Annotated in this window: 18 protein-coding genes, 4 tRNA genes and 1 other annotated feature; of the genes, 3 read left to right on the forward strand and 19 right to left on the reverse strand. The window is 43.2% G+C overall.

Annotated features, from left to right (window positions below):
* Nucleotides 1-55: 55 nt before the first annotated feature.
* From FXF70_RS04525 to FXF70_RS04545, 5 genes are all read right to left on the reverse strand, one after another.
* Entirely contained in the window at nt 56-226 is a 171-nt protein-coding gene (locus FXF70_RS04525; protein WP_008360116.1) for a CxxH/CxxC protein, read from the reverse strand.
* 164 nt (nt 227-390) lie between these two features.
* Nucleotides 391-1,218: an energy-coupling factor transporter transmembrane component T family protein gene (locus tag FXF70_RS04530; RefSeq protein ID WP_024718473.1), complete on the reverse strand. Its 828-nt coding sequence runs from the start codon at nt 1,216-1,218 to the stop codon at nt 391-393.
* Nucleotides 1,209-2,924: an ABC transporter ATP-binding protein gene (locus FXF70_RS04535; protein ID WP_144683164.1), complete on the reverse strand. Its 1,716-nt coding sequence runs from the start codon at nt 2,922-2,924 to the stop codon at nt 1,209-1,211. Before FXF70_RS04535 ends, FXF70_RS04530 begins: the two co-directional genes overlap by 10 nt.
* 19 nt (nt 2,925-2,943) lie before the next feature.
* Complete coding sequence (locus tag FXF70_RS04540) at nt 2,944-3,501, reverse strand: ECF-type riboflavin transporter substrate-binding protein (protein ID WP_024718471.1); 558 nt, start codon at nt 3,499-3,501, stop codon at nt 2,944-2,946.
* A 14-nt stretch (nt 3,502-3,515) separates the two neighbouring features.
* Complete coding sequence (locus FXF70_RS04545) at nt 3,516-4,376, reverse strand: SAM hydrolase/SAM-dependent halogenase family protein (RefSeq protein WP_007497378.1); 861 nt, start codon at nt 4,374-4,376, stop codon at nt 3,516-3,518.
* Between the two features lie 110 nt (nt 4,377-4,486).
* Nucleotides 4,487-4,757: a binding site (T-box leader), on the reverse strand.
* Between the two features lie 192 nt (nt 4,758-4,949).
* Between FXF70_RS04545 and FXF70_RS04550 the strand changes: the two genes are divergently transcribed.
* Nucleotides 4,950-5,639: an ABC transporter permease gene (locus tag FXF70_RS04550; protein WP_025208317.1), complete on the forward strand. Its 690-nt coding sequence runs from the start codon at nt 4,950-4,952 to the stop codon at nt 5,637-5,639.
* Nucleotides 5,640-6,521, forward strand: a complete 882-nt coding sequence (locus FXF70_RS04555) for an ABC transporter ATP-binding protein (protein ID WP_148779904.1) — start codon at nt 5,640-5,642, stop codon at nt 6,519-6,521.
* 39 nt (nt 6,522-6,560) lie between these two features.
* Here FXF70_RS04555 and FXF70_RS04560 read toward each other — a convergent pair whose 3' ends face one another.
* The 11 genes from FXF70_RS04560 to FXF70_RS04610 form a co-directional block, all read right to left on the reverse strand.
* Nucleotides 6,561-7,025 carry a GNAT family N-acetyltransferase gene (locus FXF70_RS04560; RefSeq protein ID WP_017359973.1) on the reverse strand — a complete coding sequence of 155 codons (465 nt, stop codon included), beginning with the start codon at nt 7,023-7,025 and terminating at the stop codon, nt 6,561-6,563.
* 68 nt (nt 7,026-7,093) lie between these two features.
* A complete protein-coding gene (locus FXF70_RS04565) occupies nt 7,094-8,284 on the reverse strand; it encodes a S1C family serine protease (RefSeq protein WP_395947857.1) in 1,191 nt (396 codons plus the stop codon).
* 78 nt (nt 8,285-8,362) lie between these two features.
* Nucleotides 8,363-9,157 (reverse strand): MBL fold metallo-hydrolase, encoded by a 795-nt coding sequence (locus tag FXF70_RS04570; protein ID WP_007497388.1) that lies wholly within the window; start codon nt 9,155-9,157, stop codon nt 8,363-8,365.
* A 6-nt stretch (nt 9,158-9,163) separates the two neighbouring features.
* Nucleotides 9,164-10,027 carry a two-component system regulatory protein YycI gene (locus FXF70_RS04575; RefSeq protein WP_024718467.1) on the reverse strand — a complete coding sequence of 288 codons (864 nt, stop codon included), beginning with the start codon at nt 10,025-10,027 and terminating at the stop codon, nt 9,164-9,166.
* Nucleotides 10,014-11,393: a two-component system activity regulator YycH gene (yycH, locus tag FXF70_RS04580; protein WP_017368443.1), complete on the reverse strand. Its 1,380-nt coding sequence runs from the start codon at nt 11,391-11,393 to the stop codon at nt 10,014-10,016. Before yycH ends, FXF70_RS04575 begins: the two co-directional genes overlap by 14 nt.
* Nucleotides 11,383-13,221 carry a cell wall metabolism sensor histidine kinase WalK gene (gene walK, locus FXF70_RS04585; protein ID WP_007497390.1) on the reverse strand — a complete coding sequence of 613 codons (1,839 nt, stop codon included), beginning with the start codon at nt 13,219-13,221 and terminating at the stop codon, nt 11,383-11,385. The genes yycH and walK overlap by 11 nt, the downstream gene beginning before the upstream one ends.
* 7 nt (nt 13,222-13,228) lie before the next feature.
* Nucleotides 13,229-13,936: a response regulator YycF gene (yycF, locus tag FXF70_RS04590; RefSeq protein WP_017359978.1), complete on the reverse strand. Its 708-nt coding sequence runs from the start codon at nt 13,934-13,936 to the stop codon at nt 13,229-13,231.
* A gap of 347 nt (nt 13,937-14,283) precedes the next feature.
* Nucleotides 14,284-14,356: transfer RNA gene (locus FXF70_RS04595), tRNA-Phe, on the reverse strand.
* Nucleotides 14,357-14,382: 26 nt separating this feature from the next.
* Nucleotides 14,383-14,459, reverse strand: a tRNA-Asp gene (locus tag FXF70_RS04600).
* A gap of 81 nt (nt 14,460-14,540) precedes the next feature.
* Nucleotides 14,541-14,612 (reverse strand) — tRNA-Glu (locus FXF70_RS04605).
* Nucleotides 14,613-14,618: 6 nt separating this feature from the next.
* Nucleotides 14,619-14,694, reverse strand: a tRNA-Lys gene (locus tag FXF70_RS04610).
* A 332-nt stretch (nt 14,695-15,026) separates the two neighbouring features.
* On the opposite strand from FXF70_RS04610, the gene FXF70_RS04615 reads away from it, so the two are divergent.
* Entirely contained in the window at nt 15,027-15,551 is a 525-nt protein-coding gene (locus tag FXF70_RS04615; protein ID WP_148779905.1) for a peroxiredoxin family protein, read from the forward strand.
* A gap of 30 nt (nt 15,552-15,581) precedes the next feature.
* Here the strand turns inward: FXF70_RS04615 and FXF70_RS04620 are convergent, their stop codons facing one another.
* From FXF70_RS04620 to FXF70_RS04630, 3 genes are all read right to left on the reverse strand, one after another.
* Complete coding sequence (locus tag FXF70_RS04620) at nt 15,582-15,791, reverse strand: hypothetical protein (RefSeq protein ID WP_148779906.1); 210 nt, start codon at nt 15,789-15,791, stop codon at nt 15,582-15,584.
* A gap of 14 nt (nt 15,792-15,805) precedes the next feature.
* Entirely contained in the window at nt 15,806-16,939 is a 1,134-nt protein-coding gene (locus FXF70_RS04625) for a DUF418 domain-containing protein (RefSeq protein ID WP_148779907.1), read from the reverse strand.
* Between the two features lie 131 nt (nt 16,940-17,070).
* Nucleotides 17,071-18,366, reverse strand: a complete 1,296-nt coding sequence (locus FXF70_RS04630) for an adenylosuccinate synthase (RefSeq protein WP_007497400.1) — start codon at nt 18,364-18,366, stop codon at nt 17,071-17,073.
* Nucleotides 18,367-18,400: the final 34 nt, after the last annotated feature.

Genomic DNA, 18,400 nt, shown 5'->3' on the forward strand with positions numbered 1-18,400 from the left:
TTATTCATATAAGTTATCAACAATTGTGGATAAAATTTGTGTATTTTGTGTCCGATCATTCGTTCCCCACTATATATATTGCAGGTTCATCGCACAATTCACAGGTTGTGGATAAGCTGTGTGTATGTTCGATTTTTCTGAATTCTGGCGGTGTTTCGTGATCATCTATGTACATGTCTAGTACGGTTTCTATATGTTCTGCACAAGCATAAAGTGATTTGTTCATAAGTTTCTAATTCCTCCAATATGTTGTTTGGTTATTCACAAGTGTTTCGCTCATTGTTCAATATAACCGATTTATTCACATGTTAATAGTCTTTTACCATTTCCCACACCTTTTGTCCACAAACCAAATAAAAAAGCCTCCACTCCTGTGAAGGCTTCCTTCTATCAAAACGGATTGTAAAATCTCGTTCCTCTAACAAATGTAATCACTAGCGACACAATCAGTACCGCTCCAACAAAGATTAACGCCGCATAATCTGCTTTTTGAAAGTCTTTCGCCGTAAACCATGTGCGCTTTTTATGCTTTCCAAACCCGCGCAGTTCCATCGCATTGCTGATCGTTTCAATCCGCTCTAGGCTGGAGAAAATCAGCGGCATCACAATCGACAGCGCATTTTTAATCCGTTTTCCCAGTTTTTCATTCTTCGATAAATCAATGCCTCTTGCTTGCTGAGAAATGGCAATCGTTCGAAAATCACGCTGAATATCTGGGATGTAGCGCAGCGCAATCGCTACCGCATACGAAATCCGGTAGCTGACCCCGATTCTGCTGAGCGATGAGGCGAATTCACTTGGATTTGTTGTCACGATAAATAAAAGTGCTGCTGGCATCACAGTCACGTATTTCAGTGTAATGTTTAACTGATAGAAAAGCTGTTCAAGTGTGACGTTGTACCAGCCTGCAATATGAAACAACTCGTGCTTCGCTCCATAGATGGCGACACCTTGCTGAGGCGCAAAAACGTAAATGGCGATGTTATTGATGACAAGAAAAATCGCCAAGACAATCACTACGAAAGAGATATCACGAAATCGTACGTTTGATAGCTGAAAGAACACGATACTGGCAACTAGCATAAACACTAATACGCCTGTATCATACGTGAGCATCGCTGCGGATGACCAGAGGATAAAGCAAATGAGTTTGGTTGCCCCTGTCAGCCGGTGAATTGGCGACGGGCGATCGATATAAGACAGCATGTCTACAGCCATGTCATTCGTTCCTTTCTGTCAACCTCAATGAAGCGATCCACGAGTTCATTTGGATTTGGCCAGTCTGCTTTTAGCGCCAGTTCATACAGCGACGTTTCCTTTAAGCTCGCCTTTTGGACTAGCAACTGATCTGTCAGTACTTTAGCTGGTGTATCGTCTGCGATTTTTTCTCCATCTGAAATGACAATGGTTCTTGTTGTGTATTCGAGCATGAGATGCATATCATGGGTGATCATCAAAATCGTGACGCCCTGCTGATTTAATTGCTCTAAAAATGTCATCATCTCTGTGTAATGTCTAAAATCCTGTCCGGCGGTTGGCTCGTCTAGGATGATGATTTCTGGCTCTAACACAAGAATGGATGCGATGGTGACGCGTTTTTTCTGTCCAAAACTGAGTGCTGAGATCGGCCAATTTCGAAATGGATACAGCCCGCATACTTTTAAAACCCGCTCTACACGATCCTTGATGTCGTCTTCCTTTACGCCTCTTAAAACGAGACCGAGGGCGACTTCATCAAAAATCATTTGTTTCGAAATCATTTGATTTGGGTTTTGCATGACGACGCCGATTCGTTCGGAGCGCTGCTTGATGGTGTCTCCTGTGATGTCATCGCCATTTAAAAGGATTGTCCCTTTTGTTGGCTTTTCAAATGCACAAAGCACCTTGGATAGTGTCGTCTTGCCTGCGCCATTGGCACCGGCGATGCTGATCATTTCTCCTTTTTTGACGGTAAAAGAGATATTGTTCAGTGTGTTGGGTCTTGTCGGATAATCAAAGCTCAGCTCACGCACTTCTAGTAAATCCGGCGCTTCATTCTGCTCGACTGATGGCTCAGATGCTTCCATCCATTGTTCGATTTTCTCTTTTGCCTCGTCATTTAAGGTGAGATGCTGTAAATTAGCGATCTGATCTCCTGCTTCAACCGGAATACCTGCATATTTCATCGCTCTCACATATAAAGGCTCACGTAAATACGCCGCTTCTAATACATTTGAGGCGAGTAATTCATCTGGTGTCATATCCGCTGCAATCGTGCCGTCATTGACAACGATGATGCGGTCGACATGGCGGAAGAGGACGTCTTCCAATCGATGTTCCACCATCACGACCGTTTTTTTCGTTTCTTTTTGCAGACGGTCAATGAGATCGATCACTTCTTTGCCTGTTGCGGGATCAAGGCTTGCCAGTGGCTCATCGAATAGCAAAATATCAACATCGTTGACAAGTACGCCTGCGATGGCGACACGTTGTTTTTGACCGCCTGACAGCTCATGTACGGACGATGCGAGTTTGCCGTCTACCTCTGTTAATTTTGCCGCTTTTTCGACACGTGTTTTCATTTCTTCGCGTGTGACTTGATCATTTTCAAGTGTAAATGCGATGTCTTCTCCTACGGTTAGCCCGATAAATTGTCCATCAGGGTCTTGCAGCACCGTCCCAACGAGCTGTGAGAGGGAGAAAATGTTCTCTTTCTCTGCATTTTTTCCGCCGATGTGGAGACTTCCTTCCATAGAACCTTTATAAGACGCAGGAACTAGCCCATTGATACAATGGGCTAGTGTGCTTTTTCCCGATCCAGACGGGCCTGCGATGAGGACTTTTTCTCCTTCATAGATGGTCAGGTTGATATCTTTCAATGTTGGTTCTGCCTGACTGCGATACTTGAATCCGAAATGTTCGAATTGAATCATCGGTTTCTTCATTTATGTGTTCCACCTTGCTTCATGATGTTTCTTTCGATAGACTGCCGCTTTTGCTTCTTGTTTTCGCATAAGCCGCAATGATGATGGTGCCTAGTACACCGACTGTGATGATGTTTGAGATTCCTGCTACGATGCCTTGAACAAACACTTTATTTGCAGGTTCTGCATAGATCACAATGTCGAGTACCGGCGCAATGACAAACCAGCCTAATGCTTGTGCGCCGGCTTGGACGGCGTTGAAGAGCGTGATTTTTTTCCAGCCAAAGTCGCCCTCTTCTACTTTTAAACGGTTCGAAATGAGGCCGATCAATAAACCAACAACACCCGAAACGATAATCCAGCTCCACCAAGGTCCAAATGTGGTGGCATCTTTAATGAGATGACCAATAAATCCAATCAATGCGCCTGCAATAGGACCAAATAACACGGCCATTAATGCAAGGAACGCGTACGATGTTTCAATTTGTGTATTCGGAATCCCAGTTGGAATGGAGACGAAGCGTCCTAAAATGACAAAGACGGCTGCGCCAATCCCGATGGCAACGACAGTTTTCGTTGAAAGTTGTTTACCTGCCATGATGTTTCCTCCTCTTATTCGTATATAATGCGCGGAGCTTTGCGAATCGAAAGGCGCCAGCCTGTGCCTGTACCGATGTTATAAGCCTTTGCAAATGACCCTTGATTGATCGCCACGCCTAAATGATCGAGTGAATTGACATATACGAGTGGTTCGCCTACCTTTAAATCGGCAAAAGATCGTCCATAGGTCATGATATTTTTATACACATTTTTTGGCCCGTTGGCAATGGTAACTTCTATTGCATCCCCATAATTGATTGAAAGCTGTTCAAATAACGTATGATGAATGTTTGTCCATAGGTTTCCGAACCGCACATCTAAAATATCAATCGTCCCTGTGATCACTTCTTCTTCCGCATAAGCTTGTACGACTGGAAGGTGAATAATGTCCTCTATATTCGCCTTTGGCCCGACCTCTTCAAAAGAAATCACACCTGAAGCAATTCTCGCGCCTGTATAGGCGTAAATGTCTCTACCATGGAAAGTATGTGATTTTCCTGACTTCGGCAGACGGTTGATGGTTTCATCTAAATACCGAGCCTCCACGATACCAATATCCTGTGCGACATGCGTAAGTGTCCCATTATCAGGTGTGATGATGTAGTGTGAGCTTGTTGTTTTGACGACGAGGCTCTTTCGCTCTGATCCAACGCCTGGATCAACAACGGAGACAAATACCGTTTCTTCCGGCCAATATGTGACCGTCTGAAGCAAGCGATAAGACGCTTCCCAAATGTCGTATTGGGGAATGTTGTGAGTTAAATCAAAAATGCGGATGCCGCTGCTCACTGTATTGGCTACGCCGTACATTGCGCTGACCGCTCCATCATCAATACCGAAATCTGATTGTAAAACCAATGCATGTTCACTCATGTTAATCTCCCTTTCATTTGAAAAAATGGTTGTGGTGTTTCACGTGGAACATTTGAACATTTGTATGAAAAAAGTGGACAATAAAAAATACCCCATCCTTATCTATGAATCATAAGGACGAGGTATTTGTCTCGTGGTACCACCTTTATTTACTGTTTGCTCGCGCTAAACAGCCTCTACAAGTACAAAGCTCCAATTTGGCTCATATACTGTGGTTTTGATAACGAGTACCAACTCTCGTCGTCACCTACTAATATCATGGATATGTTCAGCACGAGGCTCAGAGACCATTTTTCGAATCATTATTTTTGCTTCTTTTCAGCTGCCGAAGCTCTCTGTGGAAAAATTGATGATTGTACTTTCTCTCGTCATTGCCTGTTTAACTATCTTGAATTAAAGCTATCATACATGATGTTTTTTGATAAATCAAGATATTTTTCTGAACATTTCTAAAAATGAGTTAACTGTTCTGGAAGAGTCTTCTTTTTTATAAAATTTAAGCAAATGTTAAAGAGCGAGATATGGTGTCTTTCTTTTCTAGAGGTATAATAAAGATGAAGGGAGGTACAGTGTGTGTGGACCATCTGTATGAATGAATTTAAGCAGCTCTTCAAAAGCACAAAATCCATCTTAACAATTGTTATTATTTTCATTTTATCTACTTTTGTATCAAGTCTTCCATTTATAGCTGCTTATCAAGGGAAGTGGGAACAGGCAAAGGACCCTTATTCCATTGGGAATGAACTAGTGATTTCGTTATTTGGTTTCTTCCTTATTTTTTTATTATCTCATGATATTTTGAGCCGCGAAATTCATTTAAAAACCATTCGTTTTCTCGTCAGCAAAACGACCCGTTTAAACATTGTCATCGGGAAATATCTTGGGCTGATGCTGTTTTGGCTCAGTTGCATTATGACCACATATATCTTAAATATGGTGATTTCACATCGTTTTCTGTTCTCCGATGCCTTAAAAATATTAACATTTATCAGTGTCGGCATCTCCTGTGCTTTGTTTTTGTCCATGCTCTTTCCAACACCACAGAAATCGATGTTTGTTGGCATGTTGTTTTCCTTTTTATTTCCGATCATGAGCATGATGTCTGTTCTTTCTTCAGAACGGTTGATTCACTGGTTCCAATACGTGACGCCTTATTATTATGCGCGCTGGAGTGAACCGCTGACCTATGTGCTGATGAATGCCGCATTGACAGTTGTCTTACTCATTGGAACTGCACTACTGTTTCAGAGGAGGGATGTCTAAGTGCTTCACACAAAAGGGCTGACAAAAAAATATCGGACAAAAGTCGCAATAGATCATATTGATCTTGATATCCATCAAGGGGATATCTTCGGCCTCATTGGACCGAAGGATGCTGGTAAGACAACATTCTTTAATATCATTACAGGGATCTCCCGCCCCACCTCTGGCACATTTATCATGATGAACATGACGTCGTTAAAAAAAGTACGTCATCATATCGGTGTTCTGCCTGAATATACGGATTTATATGAAGGGCTGACTGCTATTGAGCATATTGCCTATTTATCGAAAATTACGGGTACTCGCCAGAAAACGAGCTATTATGAAGAATTACTCGAATTTGTTGGCTTACATCGTTATCATCAAGAGAAAGTCGGTGCCTTTACACCTGGGATGAAGAAGCGGCTCGGAATGGCTCAGGCCATCGCTCATCAGCCTGACTTTATTTTACTTGATGAGCCTTTTGCGGATATTGATGCAGATTCTATCTTACATATCCAGCGGGTGATTGAATCGTTAAAATTTGAAGGAAAAACTGTCTTTTTAACAGCAGACGAGCCAAGGTTCACCCAGCCTATTTGTACCAAAACAGCTTTCATATCTGAAGGAAAAATCGTGTCCTCAAGTACTCATCCTCAAGAGAAAACCATCACGTCCTCAACCATTCGTGCCACCTTCAAGCATGCATGGATTGATGATGAGGTGAAGCCTGTTCTCACGCAGTACTTACAAAGTGTGGGAACAGACCTTGTGATCAGAGATGACGAGACCTCATTGTTGATTCGTTCAGAAGCTCAAGTCCCAGCCATCATCCGTGCGTTTGTGAAATGCAAAGTCGATCTATACCGAGTCACGGCGCAAGATGCCATGATGTCCACATAAAAAAGTACCGTACGCTCGCCGCACGGTACTTCTCTTTTTTTATAAAGGCTTGCTCATGTAAATCCCAGTCTCAGCGAATCCCGTTTTCTCATAAAGTGAGCGGGCGATCTGATTATGGGCAAAGACATGCAGCGATAGTTTCTTCACACCTAATGACTTTGCCTGCTCTTCTAATGCCGCCATGGCCTGTTTTGCCAACCCTTTTCCTCGATACGCTTCAAACAAAATAAAATTATAAATAAATCCTTCATGCTGGGGATGATCTGGATCATAGCAAAGCCATACCCACCCAATGGATTCGTCTCCATGCATGAATGTCCACAGCTCATGATCCTCTGTCTGAAGACCTTCAGGTAGCAGCCGCTCAAATTGTTCCTCTGCGTTCTTTTGCGCTTCTTCCTGACCCCACGTCCCTGCGAGTATCTTTTCTTCTGCGTACCTCTTAATGGATGCCTCTATCAAGACGTCATAATCCGTTTGTGACATCGGCTGTAATGTGACCAAACGTATCTCCCCCTTTCCTTTATCATATGCCGGGCATGTCAAAAAAGCCAGTCCCCTATAGGAACTGGCTAGCCTCCGAACCGATCGGTTTGGGAGAGTTTGATCTCGACTGATTTTTTCTTTCCGCTTCGGTAAAATTGCACCTTTACCTTGTCGCCGACTTTCTTTTGATAAAGATATTTACGCAGATCGACGATATTTTGTACTTCCTTGCCGTCAAACGACGTCACGACATCCAGCTCTTTTAACCCCGCTTTTCCTGCTGGAGACAAAGGCTCGACACTCATCACGACGACTCCGGTTGTGACCTTTGATGGCAGTTTTAACGTTTCCTGCCAATGATAGCTCGCAATATCTGCTAGTGATTTCATCCCAACACCAAGGTACGGACGCTTAACCTCTCCATAGCGCTCTAAATCCTCTATGACAGGGATCACCAGATTCGCAGGAATAGACAGCCCAATCCCTTCCACCTCTGACTCAGCAATCTTCATTGAATTGATACCGATTACTTTGCCGTCCATATTAATCAAAGCTCCGCCGCTGTTCCCAGGATTAATGGCGGCATCCGTTTGCAAAACTTCCGCATTCCAATCCGTCTGTCCATCCCCATTAGAATCAACAGGGATCGCACGCTCCGTTCCAGAAATCACACCTTGTGTGACGGAGCCAGCAAATTCAAGGCCTAATGGATTTCCAATGGCGATGACAGGCTCACCTGGTTTGACATGGTCTGAATTGCCGAAGGCGGCGGTTTTCTTGATCTTATCACTTTTGACCGTGAGTACCGCTAAATCCATCAGCTGATCACTGCCGACAAGATTTGCCCCGATCCTTGTCCCGTCCTGAAGGCTCACTTCAAGCTGGTTTGCGCCTTTGATGACATGATGGTTGGTCACGATATAAAAGGTGTCACCCTTTTTTTTATAAATCACACCTGACCCGCTGCCTGCTTCACCGCCTTCTTCCCAGAAGCTCGACTTTTGAATGTTAATGACGCCGACAACTGTATCTGACATACTCGATACCACTTTTGTGACCGCATCATTCACGTTCACATTGACGGTCTTTAAAGGGCCCTCTGATGCCTGCTGATCTCCAGCTGACTGCCAGCCAAAGGGGCTGCCGTTTTGTCCAGATACATAGGGGAAAAAGAATCCCATTAAAAAAGCTCCTACCAATACACCGATCAGACCAGATAGGAAATATCCTTTTCTGCTTCGTCTCGGCTTCCACTCTACATCGCGATAATCCACTATGTTTCCTTCCTTTCAGTGAATAGATGATGTATATAGTGTTGGTAAGAAGCTCTTATCTTAATCATACGATTGTAAAAATCATACGGCGCAAAGCGGGGTTGCTTTTTTCGGGTCCGTATCATATAAATCAAAGCCGTCCCCTACAACAAAGCCCTTCATTTCAAGCGTCTGCTGGACCGCCATACGAGCTAAGTCCTTCATGTTGTTGTCTTGACTCAAGTGAGCCAAATAAATGCGTGAGGTGGCGTCTCCAATCACGTCTGTCATAGCAAGAGCTGCATCTTCATTGGATACGTGTCCGACATCGCTCAAAATTCTGCGTTTAATGCTCCATGGGTAGCGCCCCATTTGCAGCATGCCGACATCATGGTTGCTCTCAAATACGAACGTATTGGCTGATTTAATAATTCCTTTCATTCGATCACTCACATAGCCTGTATCCGTCATGAGGGCAAGTTTACGCCCGCCATAATGGAATACATAAAACATGGGCTCTGCCGCATCATGTGATACGCCAAATGATTCAACATCGAGACCGCCGAATGATTGAACCGTCTCCATATCAAAGTGGAATTTCTGCTCCGTATCCACTTTCCCAATATGTGACTCCATCGCCTTCCATGTTTTCGCATTTGCATAAACAGGAAGCTTGTACTTTCTTGCCATCACACCGAGTCCTTTAATATGATCTGAGTGCTCGTGTGTGACAAAAATTCCGTCCAAGTCTTCAGGCTTGCGATCGATTTGACCAAGCAGCTCCACCATCTGTTTGCCGCTTAAGCCCGCATCTACTAAAAAAGCATGCTCGTCTGTTTCTAAATAAAAAGCGTTCCCCGTACTTCCGCTCGCTAGTACACTGAACTGCAAGCTCATGTTCTCTCACTCCAATGAAGATTTGTCTTCTTTCTCTATATGATCAAGTGTTGAGCCATCAATGGCATTGATCAAATATTCTTCTTCTGTCTTTTTCTTTGAACCAGTTGCCACGCCTTCAATCTCTACTCGCCATACAGGAACCATGACTTGAGTGCTTGCACCTGGGTATTGCGTGTAGTAGCCAAGCTCCACTTTTTTCACTGTCGTGTTTTGGCTCAGCATATTTTGTGTATATAAGTCCTTCACCGTTTCAAGCGCCGGGACAAGGGTTTCTTTTCTCACTTCATTAATCGATGTCACCATCGACTGCCGATACGAGACGACCTCGTTTTGATCGTTCACATCCAATGTGATCTTCCCGATGGTTTCGGTGTCATCAAGACCTTCTTGGAAGATGTATTTTCCTTTATACGTTTGGAAAAAGACGATTTCACCTGTTTCTTCATCGATGCTCCAGAGCTTATAATTCTTGCCATCCAGTAAACGCTGGCTCACAAGATTGGTCGCTGCTGTTTTCATATCTTTTTTCGGCAATGCAACTGGTTTATTGAAGGTCATTTCAAGCAGGGTGACAGGATCATCTTTCTCGGTTTTCGGGAATGTGCTTTTCGTCTTTTGATCAGCTAATCCGTCGACATCCTTTTTCGTATATTGCTTTTTCTCAGCTGTAATGCGGTATCCAATCTTCGCTTCATCTGATAGATTGCCATATTTGATTCCGTCTGCCTTCATTTCTTCCAGCGTATCTGTTTTTTCGATAATCGCAAAATGATCGGTCGATCGCTTTTCAAAGTATTGAAAACCTAGAAAGATATCGAGAACGAGAAAGGCTAGGATAAAGATCGTTTTGGTCTTATTCCACTCCATGATTCTCGCTCCCCTCTGTCAGCAAATCATTCGTTAAAATGACGGTTTTTCCGTTATATTTCATACACCATACCGGCTCTAGCCAGACAAACATCGCTTGATCCTGATCTGATGCCGTGGATGTCGCTTGATAGGCAGGGAAAATCTGTTCAATTTTCTCTAAATCATCATACTTCGTCTGCTTGATGATCAAGTTTTTCAGCTCTGTCCCATTCATCAGTTTGACCTGTTCACTCTGACTCGCTTTGTTGCCGAGAATGTAGTTTGGACGCTTATAACTCAAGATGTCATCATTCGCCCATTGTACTTCAAGTGATGTCATACCAAATGGATGTTTTGTGCTGTTGACGATCGGCAGTCCATCCATAAACATATTAAAGGACAGCTGCTGGTTGCTGTTAATGCCGAAGTATTGATAATTATCGGTAAAACTTCCGGTATCATTGAAATACTTCACGCTTCGCTTGATCAAATCTCCCGTTTGGAATACGGTACTAGAATTGATATTACGATGCTGATATTGGATGCGGTGGTCTTTTTGATTTGCTTCAAGACGACTCGTTCCATCCGTATACACCGTCCGGTTTAAATTAGATTCCTCCCCAACTAGACTTGGGTCTGTAAACAAAGCGTCCTTGAATTTGCTTGTCTTAATCGTTTCGATAAAGAACATTTTCGCTTCAAGCTGCTTTTGCTTCTGCGGCAGAAGGAAATCTCGTTTTGAATTCGTAGAGAAAGTATATAGATCATAGCGCGGCATCTCGTTTTGAGCGGCTGCAATACTATCCATCAGATTACGATAGTTGGCTGATTCAATCGTCAGCTCAAGCACCGTTTCCTTGCTGTATGAAACCAAATAGACTTTCTTATTGGCCTTATCCGGCTGAGCGAACGGCACAATCATCCGGTCAAATGAGTTGTATTCAATGGATTTATTCGGCCATTTAAACAGCGCTTGGAAAATATCAATCGGAATCGGATCATTGAACACAAGATCCAATGTTTTGCCTTGCCCCTCGCGTCCATAGAAGAAATTCTTAAATTTCTGCTCGGAATATTGGTCCGACACATCGGCAATCTCTTTGACATCCCACAGGCTCACATCATTCCAAAAGTTTTGGAAGAGTTCCTTTTGATCCACTTTGAAATGCTCTCCATTGGAATGGATGAACATCTCACGCGGTTTCACGACATCAATGAGACTCCGAGGCTCGTCGCTTGAAATCTTCTTCGTTTCCACGACCTGTGTGCCGGCATCCGCCTGATCCTGCATGACGGGCTGGAACATCCAAATATTCCACGTAAACACAAGACTGATCGCAATTAGGATTGTCAATATAATGGTTTTAAAGGTCTCACGCTTCATCCCAATCATCCTCTTGTTCTTCATTGTACGGAAGGGTAAAGGTTACCGTTGTTCCTTTTCCTTCAATGCTGTCAGCCCAAATATCTCCGCCATGAGCCTGAACCATTTCTTTTGCAATCGCAAGGCCTAGGCCGGTTCCGCCAAGCTTTCTTGTTCTTGCCTTATCCACTCGATAAAAACGTTCAAAGATTTTATCCATATCCTTCTTCGGAATACCGATTCCTTCATCTTTGACACTGAATAACACAAGACCTTGCTCCTCATCCAAATCGACAGTGAACGTAATGTGTCCACCCTCTGGCGAGTATTTCATGGCATTGGAAATGATATTATCGAGCACCTGAGTGATTTTATCTTGATCAATTTCCACATATATTTCACGCTGCGGCAAGTTGCGGATGAAATCGACATGCTGCTCCTTCGTCATTTCAAAACGATCAATGACGAGCGAGATAAACCTGATAAAATTCGTCCACTCACGATTGAATTGATAATCCTTGCTGTCGAACTTAGACAGCTGGAGCAGGTCATTCACAAGTCTAATCATGCGCTCTGTTTCATTTTGCGTGACACTGAGGAACCTTGGCGCAAGCTCTTTATCACCAATCGCACCTTCAGCGAGAGCCTCAAGATAGCTTCGCATCGTCGTAAGCGGTGTGCGCAGCTCATGCGATACGTTCGCCACGAATTCACGACGTTCCGCATCAATTTTTTCCTGCTCGGTTACGTCATAAATGACTGCAATTAAACCATCAATCTTCCCATGCTCTTTCTGAATCACTGAGAAATTCACACGCAAAACAGACAGCTGATCTTCACGTTCAATTTCTAGCAGCATGGAGTCTTGATTTTCGACTAGATCTTCAAATGTATGAGTTTCTTCTAAGCCAAGCAAGGACGTGATCGGCATCTCTAGAGCTGTTTCACGTGAAACATTCAAAAGCTCTAGTGCCGGGCTGTTTAATAGAATAATGGCCCCGTTTTGATTCGTGGCAATGACGCCATCGGTCATATAGGCGATAACAGAAGAAAGCTTTTTCCTCTCACCCTCTGTCATCAGCTGCGCTTCCTCCAGCTCTCTCGTCAGATGGTTAAATGTCGTCGCTAGCTGACCAATCTCATCATGTCCATACTTCCGAACCTTTCTGGAAAAGTTCCCTTTGGCGAGCTCGATCGCTTGCTTTCTCATATCCGAAATTGGGTGTGTAATGGTTCTGAATATGAATATACCAAGTAGAGCGGTCGTCCCAAGTGCGATGAGTGTACCTGTCGCCAAAATGGTGTTGATCGTTCGCATTTGGTTAAAAACACTTTCCATGGATGAGACCACATAAATGACACCAACGGTTTCTTGGTTCTCATTTTTCACGGCTGTTGCTGATATGCGGACTCGTTTATTCGATTCTGGGTCATAGAATTTTTTCTCGTAGTCTTTGCCAACCGCGAAAATACGGCTAATGATTTGATCTGTGATTTTCTTCCCGGCAATCTCTTGACTGCCGTTATTCACAGAGGCAATGACCTCTCTGCTTTCGTCAATATAGCTGACTTCAGAAATTTCATTAGACTCATCTTTGTTGTTAAAATCGTTTAATATCTTTTGAGCATCCTCTTTTAATTCCGCCTTGCTTTTCGATGAATCTTGTTCTAGGTAATACGATAACGAGTAGATTCGCTGATTCAAGGAATTATCATAGGAATTAATTAAGGACTGCTCTAGCTGCTTCACAAAGTACACGCCAATGATCTGCATGGCGACAATGATCAGCAGCACATAAATCAAGGTCAATTTAAAGTGAATCGAGCGAAAAAAACCTACTTTACTCATAAGAATCTTAGTCCTGCTCTGGGTTTCTTAAATAGTAGCCGACGCCTCGTCTTGTCACGATCCAGCTCGGGTGGCTAGGGTTGTCTTCAATTTTTTCACGAAGACGGCGGACTGTCACATCTACTGTACGGACATCTCCGAAGTAATCGTAGCCCCAAACCGTTTGCAGTAAGTGCTCACGTGTCATGACTTGTCCAATATGTTTCGCTAAGTAATGAAGCAATTCGAACTCACGATGCGTTAACTCAATCGTTTCGTCACGCTTAGACACGACATACGCATCTGGGTAGATCACAAGTGAACCAATCTCGATATCATTTGATTCAGATTCTTCCTCTGATTGCGGAGCAGCCGTCTGTCTTCTTAAATTTGCTTTTACACGTGCAAGCAGCTCGCGTGTACTGAATGGCTTTGTGACATAATCGTCTGCGCCAAGCTCAAGACCAATGACTTTATCGATTTCAGAGTCTTTTGCTGTCAGCATGATAATCGGCATGTCATATTTCTTTCTCACTTCACGGCATACTTCAACGCCATCTTTGTTCGGCAGCATAATGTCGAGCAAAATGATGTCTGGCTTAATTTCTTCTACCATTTCAAGGGCTTCATTTCCGTCATACGCACAATGAACCTCGTAGCCCTCTTTTCTTAAGTTAAATTCCAATATATCCGCAATCGGCTTTTCATCATCTACGACAAGAATCTTTTTTTCCATTGTGATTTCCTCCTGCATTTTTAGCATCTATGTCATTCCATTTTGCATGTCTCATTACGCCTTTTTCATTTACGAAAAAAAGGCTCACTGTCTATTATAACGTTTTACGAGGCAAAGATAAAAATAATAACGGCTTTCTTTGCTAGTAAACGTTGGATAGAAGAACCCCGCCCAAAAGATTTGATGACTTTTTCCTTTTTTATTGAAACTTTTCCAGTCACCAAACGTCTATATACATGTAACGTCTTCTTCTTATGGAGCCGGGCCCTACCTAGGTCCGGCTTCTCCCTTTTTATGCCTTCTTTTCATAAGAAAAACGCACCTGCGCTTGCAGATGCGTTTGGAAGTGGCTCGGGACGGAATCGAACCGCCGACACACGGATTTTCAGTCCGTTGCTCTACCAACTGAGCTACCGAGCCATCATCAAAAGATGAATATGTATAAATGGCGGTCCGGACGGGACTCGAACCCGCGACCTCCTGCGTGACAGGCAGGCATTCTAACCAACTGAACTACCGGACCTCAGTAACTTGCCCGAAAAAGCAATCGTGGTGCTCCTTCAAGCAAGTGAGGAAAAATTAGCTTAACGCTAAAGTAAATCAATGACCCGTACGGGATTCGAACCCGTGTTACCGCCGTGAAAGGGCGGTGTCTTAACCGCTTGACCAACGGGCCAAAACATGGTGAGCCATGAAGGACTCGAACCTTCGACCCTCTGATTAAAAGTCAGATGCTCTACCAACTGAGCTAATGGCTCTCGGTTTGTGAAAAGTGAATCTGAAGAAGCTGTATTGCGTCAAACCAATCGCTTTAAAAGCTGGAAAATCGCATCTTAACAAGTTTCAGAGACCTTTGCAACAACGAGATTTATAATATCATAGAGTAATTACATATGGCAATACGTTTTTCGACATTTTTTTAAAAAAAGTGTCGGATTTGATATCTTCTGTTACATCGCCTAAATCCGAAAGCGCCTTCATTCAATCAATGGCTACTGCCCAATCCAGCACACAGAAATGTTTGATTCCGACCAATATTGGTTATACAAGAAACAAACAGCATGGTGATTGAAAAAGGAGGAAGCATAGGATGAGTTCATTTAAATTAGGAGATAAAATGCCCGATTTTTCACTGCCAACAGTGCAGGGCGATCACATTGAGTTTTACAAACATTTAGAGGAGCATCAAAGCTGGCACCTTATCGTTTTCTTTAGAGGATCATGGTGCCCAGTATGTGTCGAGGAATTAAAAGAGCTGGAAAAACAGCAATCCTATTTTCAAGAAAAGGATATTCACTTAATGACGATTTCAACGGATAACCCTAAAGACTTGAAAGAATTTGCAGACAAAGAGGGACTTTCTTTCCCCATCATGTCTGACCAAGACCTCACATCATTGAAAGCCTATGAAGTCTTCTATCACGGGGAAGATGCCCCATACGAAGACCACGGGGTGCACGGAGAACCTGCCTATTTCTTATTAAATGAAAAAGGCCAAGTCCTCTATCAGCAAAGACAAACAAGTCCATTTGGCAGACCGCATGCAAACGAACTGCGCAAAATCATTCAATACATTCGTAAAAATTTAAAAGGCCAATATAAAAGCCTAAAATAAAAAAGAAGCTCTCATCAGAGGGCTTCTTTTTTATGAATGTTTTTTGTTGTATAGCCAATCTGCGGTGAAAAACACAAGAAGACCTGTCATTAAAATCACAAAAGTCACAGGTGTACTCTCACCTTGAAAAAAAGCGTAAGACGCATGTCCTCCTAATGCTAGAAGATAAAAAACAAACGCCGATCCTGCTGCTTTTTGTGCATTGACTTGTTCTCTTTTCGTCATTTTTTTAAAAAACATTGTGTCTATCCCCTTTATGATGCTTTTTTCATCGTCACCCGGCGAAGTGCCCGTGAACGAATATATTCCATTGGCCCGATTCCCCAGACGTTTAAGCAGCATGCTGAAATGGCGATTTGCAGCAGGGAGATCAACAACCATGACAAGACGATAAGGGGGGCGTTGATTTGCCCGCCAAGACCCAATCCCCAGCTGTAAAAAAGGATCAAGCAGATGACATTTTGCAGGATATAGCAGCTAAGCGCCATTTTCCCTACATATTCAAACCAAGTCCACATGAACCATGACTCCGTGCGTGCTAGAAGCTTCGCCACGACAGCAATATAGAAAATAGAGAGGAATGGCGAAAACACATAGCGCACCACGAATTCCACTATGTCATTTGGTACAAAGACGAGCGCATTCAGCGGCAGTCCAATCCACAAACCCATTCGGAACAATGTTTTCCGCAGAGTTTGCCCACGCTCATTTGCATAAAATACACCAGCTCTCATCATCCGCACACCTAATAAAAACAAAAAGGTATTCATTGGGATAATAAAGATCGCTTCTTCTCGGTACATCAAAAAGTGCTGTAATCGGTCTTGAACTTGAGATATCCATGTCTCCGGCAGTTGTTCTTCGTACGCTGGTTCACTGCTCTCGTCATAGGATTCAGTTTCCAATTCGGAGAAAGAAAATACAACGAGAAAAGCCGTCACCAACAAATGAATGACACCCGAGACAATCATGCCTTTTTTGATGCGCCGACTTCCTCCACGGACAATAAACGCCACAAGCAAACCCGTGACGGCGTAACTCATGAGCACATCATATTCCATCACTAGCGCAAAATGGACAAAGCCTTCAATAAATAAAAATAAAAGAATCCATAAATATGTACCCGGCCAAGTCGTATTTTTTCTTTTCGCCTGCTGGTGTTTCAGCTCTAGCCCTACGCCAAACATGATTGTGAGCAGCGATAGCATTTTGCCATAAACGAACATAGAGACAAGACTTTCAAGAAAACTACCATTTTCATATTCATCCGCAATCTGATCTGTCGCAAAGGTATCCCCTGCGTATGCAAAAAACCAGACGTTTGTACCCAATGTACCTAATATCGCAAAACCTCGTAAAATATCTAATAATCGTATTCTTTCTTTCACTAGAACGCTCCTTCCTTTTTATACAGTTATCACATTTTGGTAATGACAGGAAGAGCGTTCCGTAGAAATTAAGGAATATTTAAACAAAAAAACACCAGTAAAATGTGTGATTTTACTGGTGTCTGATCAGTCTATAATGATGGACGGTACACGCTGCGGACAACGTTCGTTTGGGAACGGTCTGGTCCGACTGAGAAAATAGAAAGTGGAATACCTGTTAATTGTGAAATGCGCTCTAAGTAATGACGGGCATTTGCAGGCAGTTCACTTAAATTCTTCACACCTGTAATATCCTCTGTCCAACCTGGCATTTCTTCGTAGACAGGTTCACATTTCGCTAATTCATTTAGACTTGCTGGGAATTCTTCAGTGATTTCTCCGTTCAATTTATAAGCGACACAGATTTTCAATTTCTCAATCCCTGTCAGTACATCGATGGAGTTAAGAGATAAATCTGTAATTCCGCTCACACGGCGTGCATGACGGACAACAACACTGTCAAACCAACCAACACGGCGCGGGCGGCCAGTTGTCGTACCGTATTCACGGCCAACTTCACGGATTTGATCGCCAATTTCATCATGGAGTTCTGTCGGGAATGGGCCATCACCTACACGAGTTGTGTAAGCTTTTGATACGCCGACCACATGTTGAATTTTCGTAGGACCTACACCAGAACCAATCGTCACGCCTCCAGCCACTGGGTTAGATGACGTCACGAACGGATATGTTCCTTGATCGATATCAAGCATAACGCCTTGTGCCCCTTCAAAAAGAACACGGCGGCCTTCATCTAGAGCATCGTTCAATACAACAGATGTGTCCACGACATATTTTTTCACTTGCTGACCATATTCATAATACTCATCTAAAATATCTTCAATTTTGAAGCCTTCTGTGTCGTACATTTTCTCTAAAAGACGATTTTTCTCTTCTAGATTACGGGCAAGCTTCTCTTCAAATACTTCACGATCTAATAAATCTGCGATACGGATTCCGACGCGGGCAGCTTTGTCCATATAAGCTGGTCCGATTCCTTTTTTCGTCGTACCGATCTTGTTAGCCCCTTTCCGCTCTTCTTCTACCTCGTCCAATTTTAAGTGATAAGGCAGAATGACATGGGCTCTATTGCTGATTCTGAGGTTATCTGTACTCACATTCCGTTCGTGAAGATACGCAAGCTCAGTGACCAACGCTTTAGGATCAACCACCATTCCATTACCGATGACACAAGTTTTCTCTTTGTAAAAAATACCGGACGGAATGAGGTGTAGCTTGTAAGTCACTCCATCAAATTTGATTGTGTGACCTGCATTGTTTCCCCCTTGATAACGGGCAATCACCTCTGCATTTTCTGAAAGGAAATCGGTAATTTTCCCTTTCCCTTCGTCACCCCACTGCGTACCTACTACGACTACTGAAGACATATCGTGCACCTCCGTTAACCTTTCAAAACGTTAT

The organism is Bacillus sp. Y3 (genome assembly GCF_008123875.1).
Lineage (GTDB): Bacteria > Bacillota > Bacilli > Bacillales > Bacillaceae > Bacillus > Bacillus altitudinis.

Excerpts from the sequence above, each read along its gene's own strand:
- FXF70_RS04525 (WP_008360116.1), bottom strand. The coding sequence starts at position 226 with ATGAACAAATCACTTTATGCTTGTGCAGAACATATAGAAACCGTACTA.
- FXF70_RS04530 (WP_024718473.1), bottom strand. The coding sequence starts at position 1,218 with ATGGCTGTAGACATGCTGTCTTATATCGATCGCCCGTCGCCAATTCAC.
- FXF70_RS04535 (WP_144683164.1), bottom strand. The coding sequence starts at position 2,924 with ATGAAGAAACCGATGATTCAATTCGAACATTTCGGATTCAAGTATCGC.
- FXF70_RS04540 (WP_024718471.1), bottom strand. The coding sequence starts at position 3,501 with ATGGCAGGTAAACAACTTTCAACGAAAACTGTCGTTGCCATCGGGATT.
- FXF70_RS04545 (WP_007497378.1), bottom strand. The coding sequence starts at position 4,376 with ATGAGTGAACATGCATTGGTTTTACAATCAGATTTCGGTATTGATGAT.
- FXF70_RS04570 (WP_007497388.1), bottom strand. The coding sequence starts at position 9,157 with ATGAGCTTGCAGTTCAGTGTACTAGCGAGCGGAAGTACGGGGAACGCT.
- FXF70_RS04575 (WP_024718467.1), bottom strand. The coding sequence starts at position 10,027 with ATGGAGTGGAATAAGACCAAAACGATCTTTATCCTAGCCTTTCTCGTT.
- yycH (WP_017368443.1), bottom strand. The coding sequence starts at position 11,393 with ATGAAGCGTGAGACCTTTAAAACCATTATATTGACAATCCTAATTGCG.
- walK (WP_007497390.1), bottom strand. The coding sequence starts at position 13,221 with ATGAGTAAAGTAGGTTTTTTTCGCTCGATTCACTTTAAATTGACCTTG.
- yycF (WP_017359978.1), bottom strand. The coding sequence starts at position 13,936 with ATGGAAAAAAAGATTCTTGTCGTAGATGATGAAAAGCCGATTGCGGAT.
- FXF70_RS04615 (WP_148779905.1), top strand. The coding sequence starts at position 15,027 with ATGAGTTCATTTAAATTAGGAGATAAAATGCCCGATTTTTCACTGCCA.
- FXF70_RS04620 (WP_148779906.1), bottom strand. The coding sequence starts at position 15,791 with ATGTTTTTTAAAAAAATGACGAAAAGAGAACAAGTCAATGCACAAAAA.
- FXF70_RS04630 (WP_007497400.1), bottom strand. The coding sequence starts at position 18,366 with ATGTCTTCAGTAGTCGTAGTAGGTACGCAGTGGGGTGACGAAGGGAAA.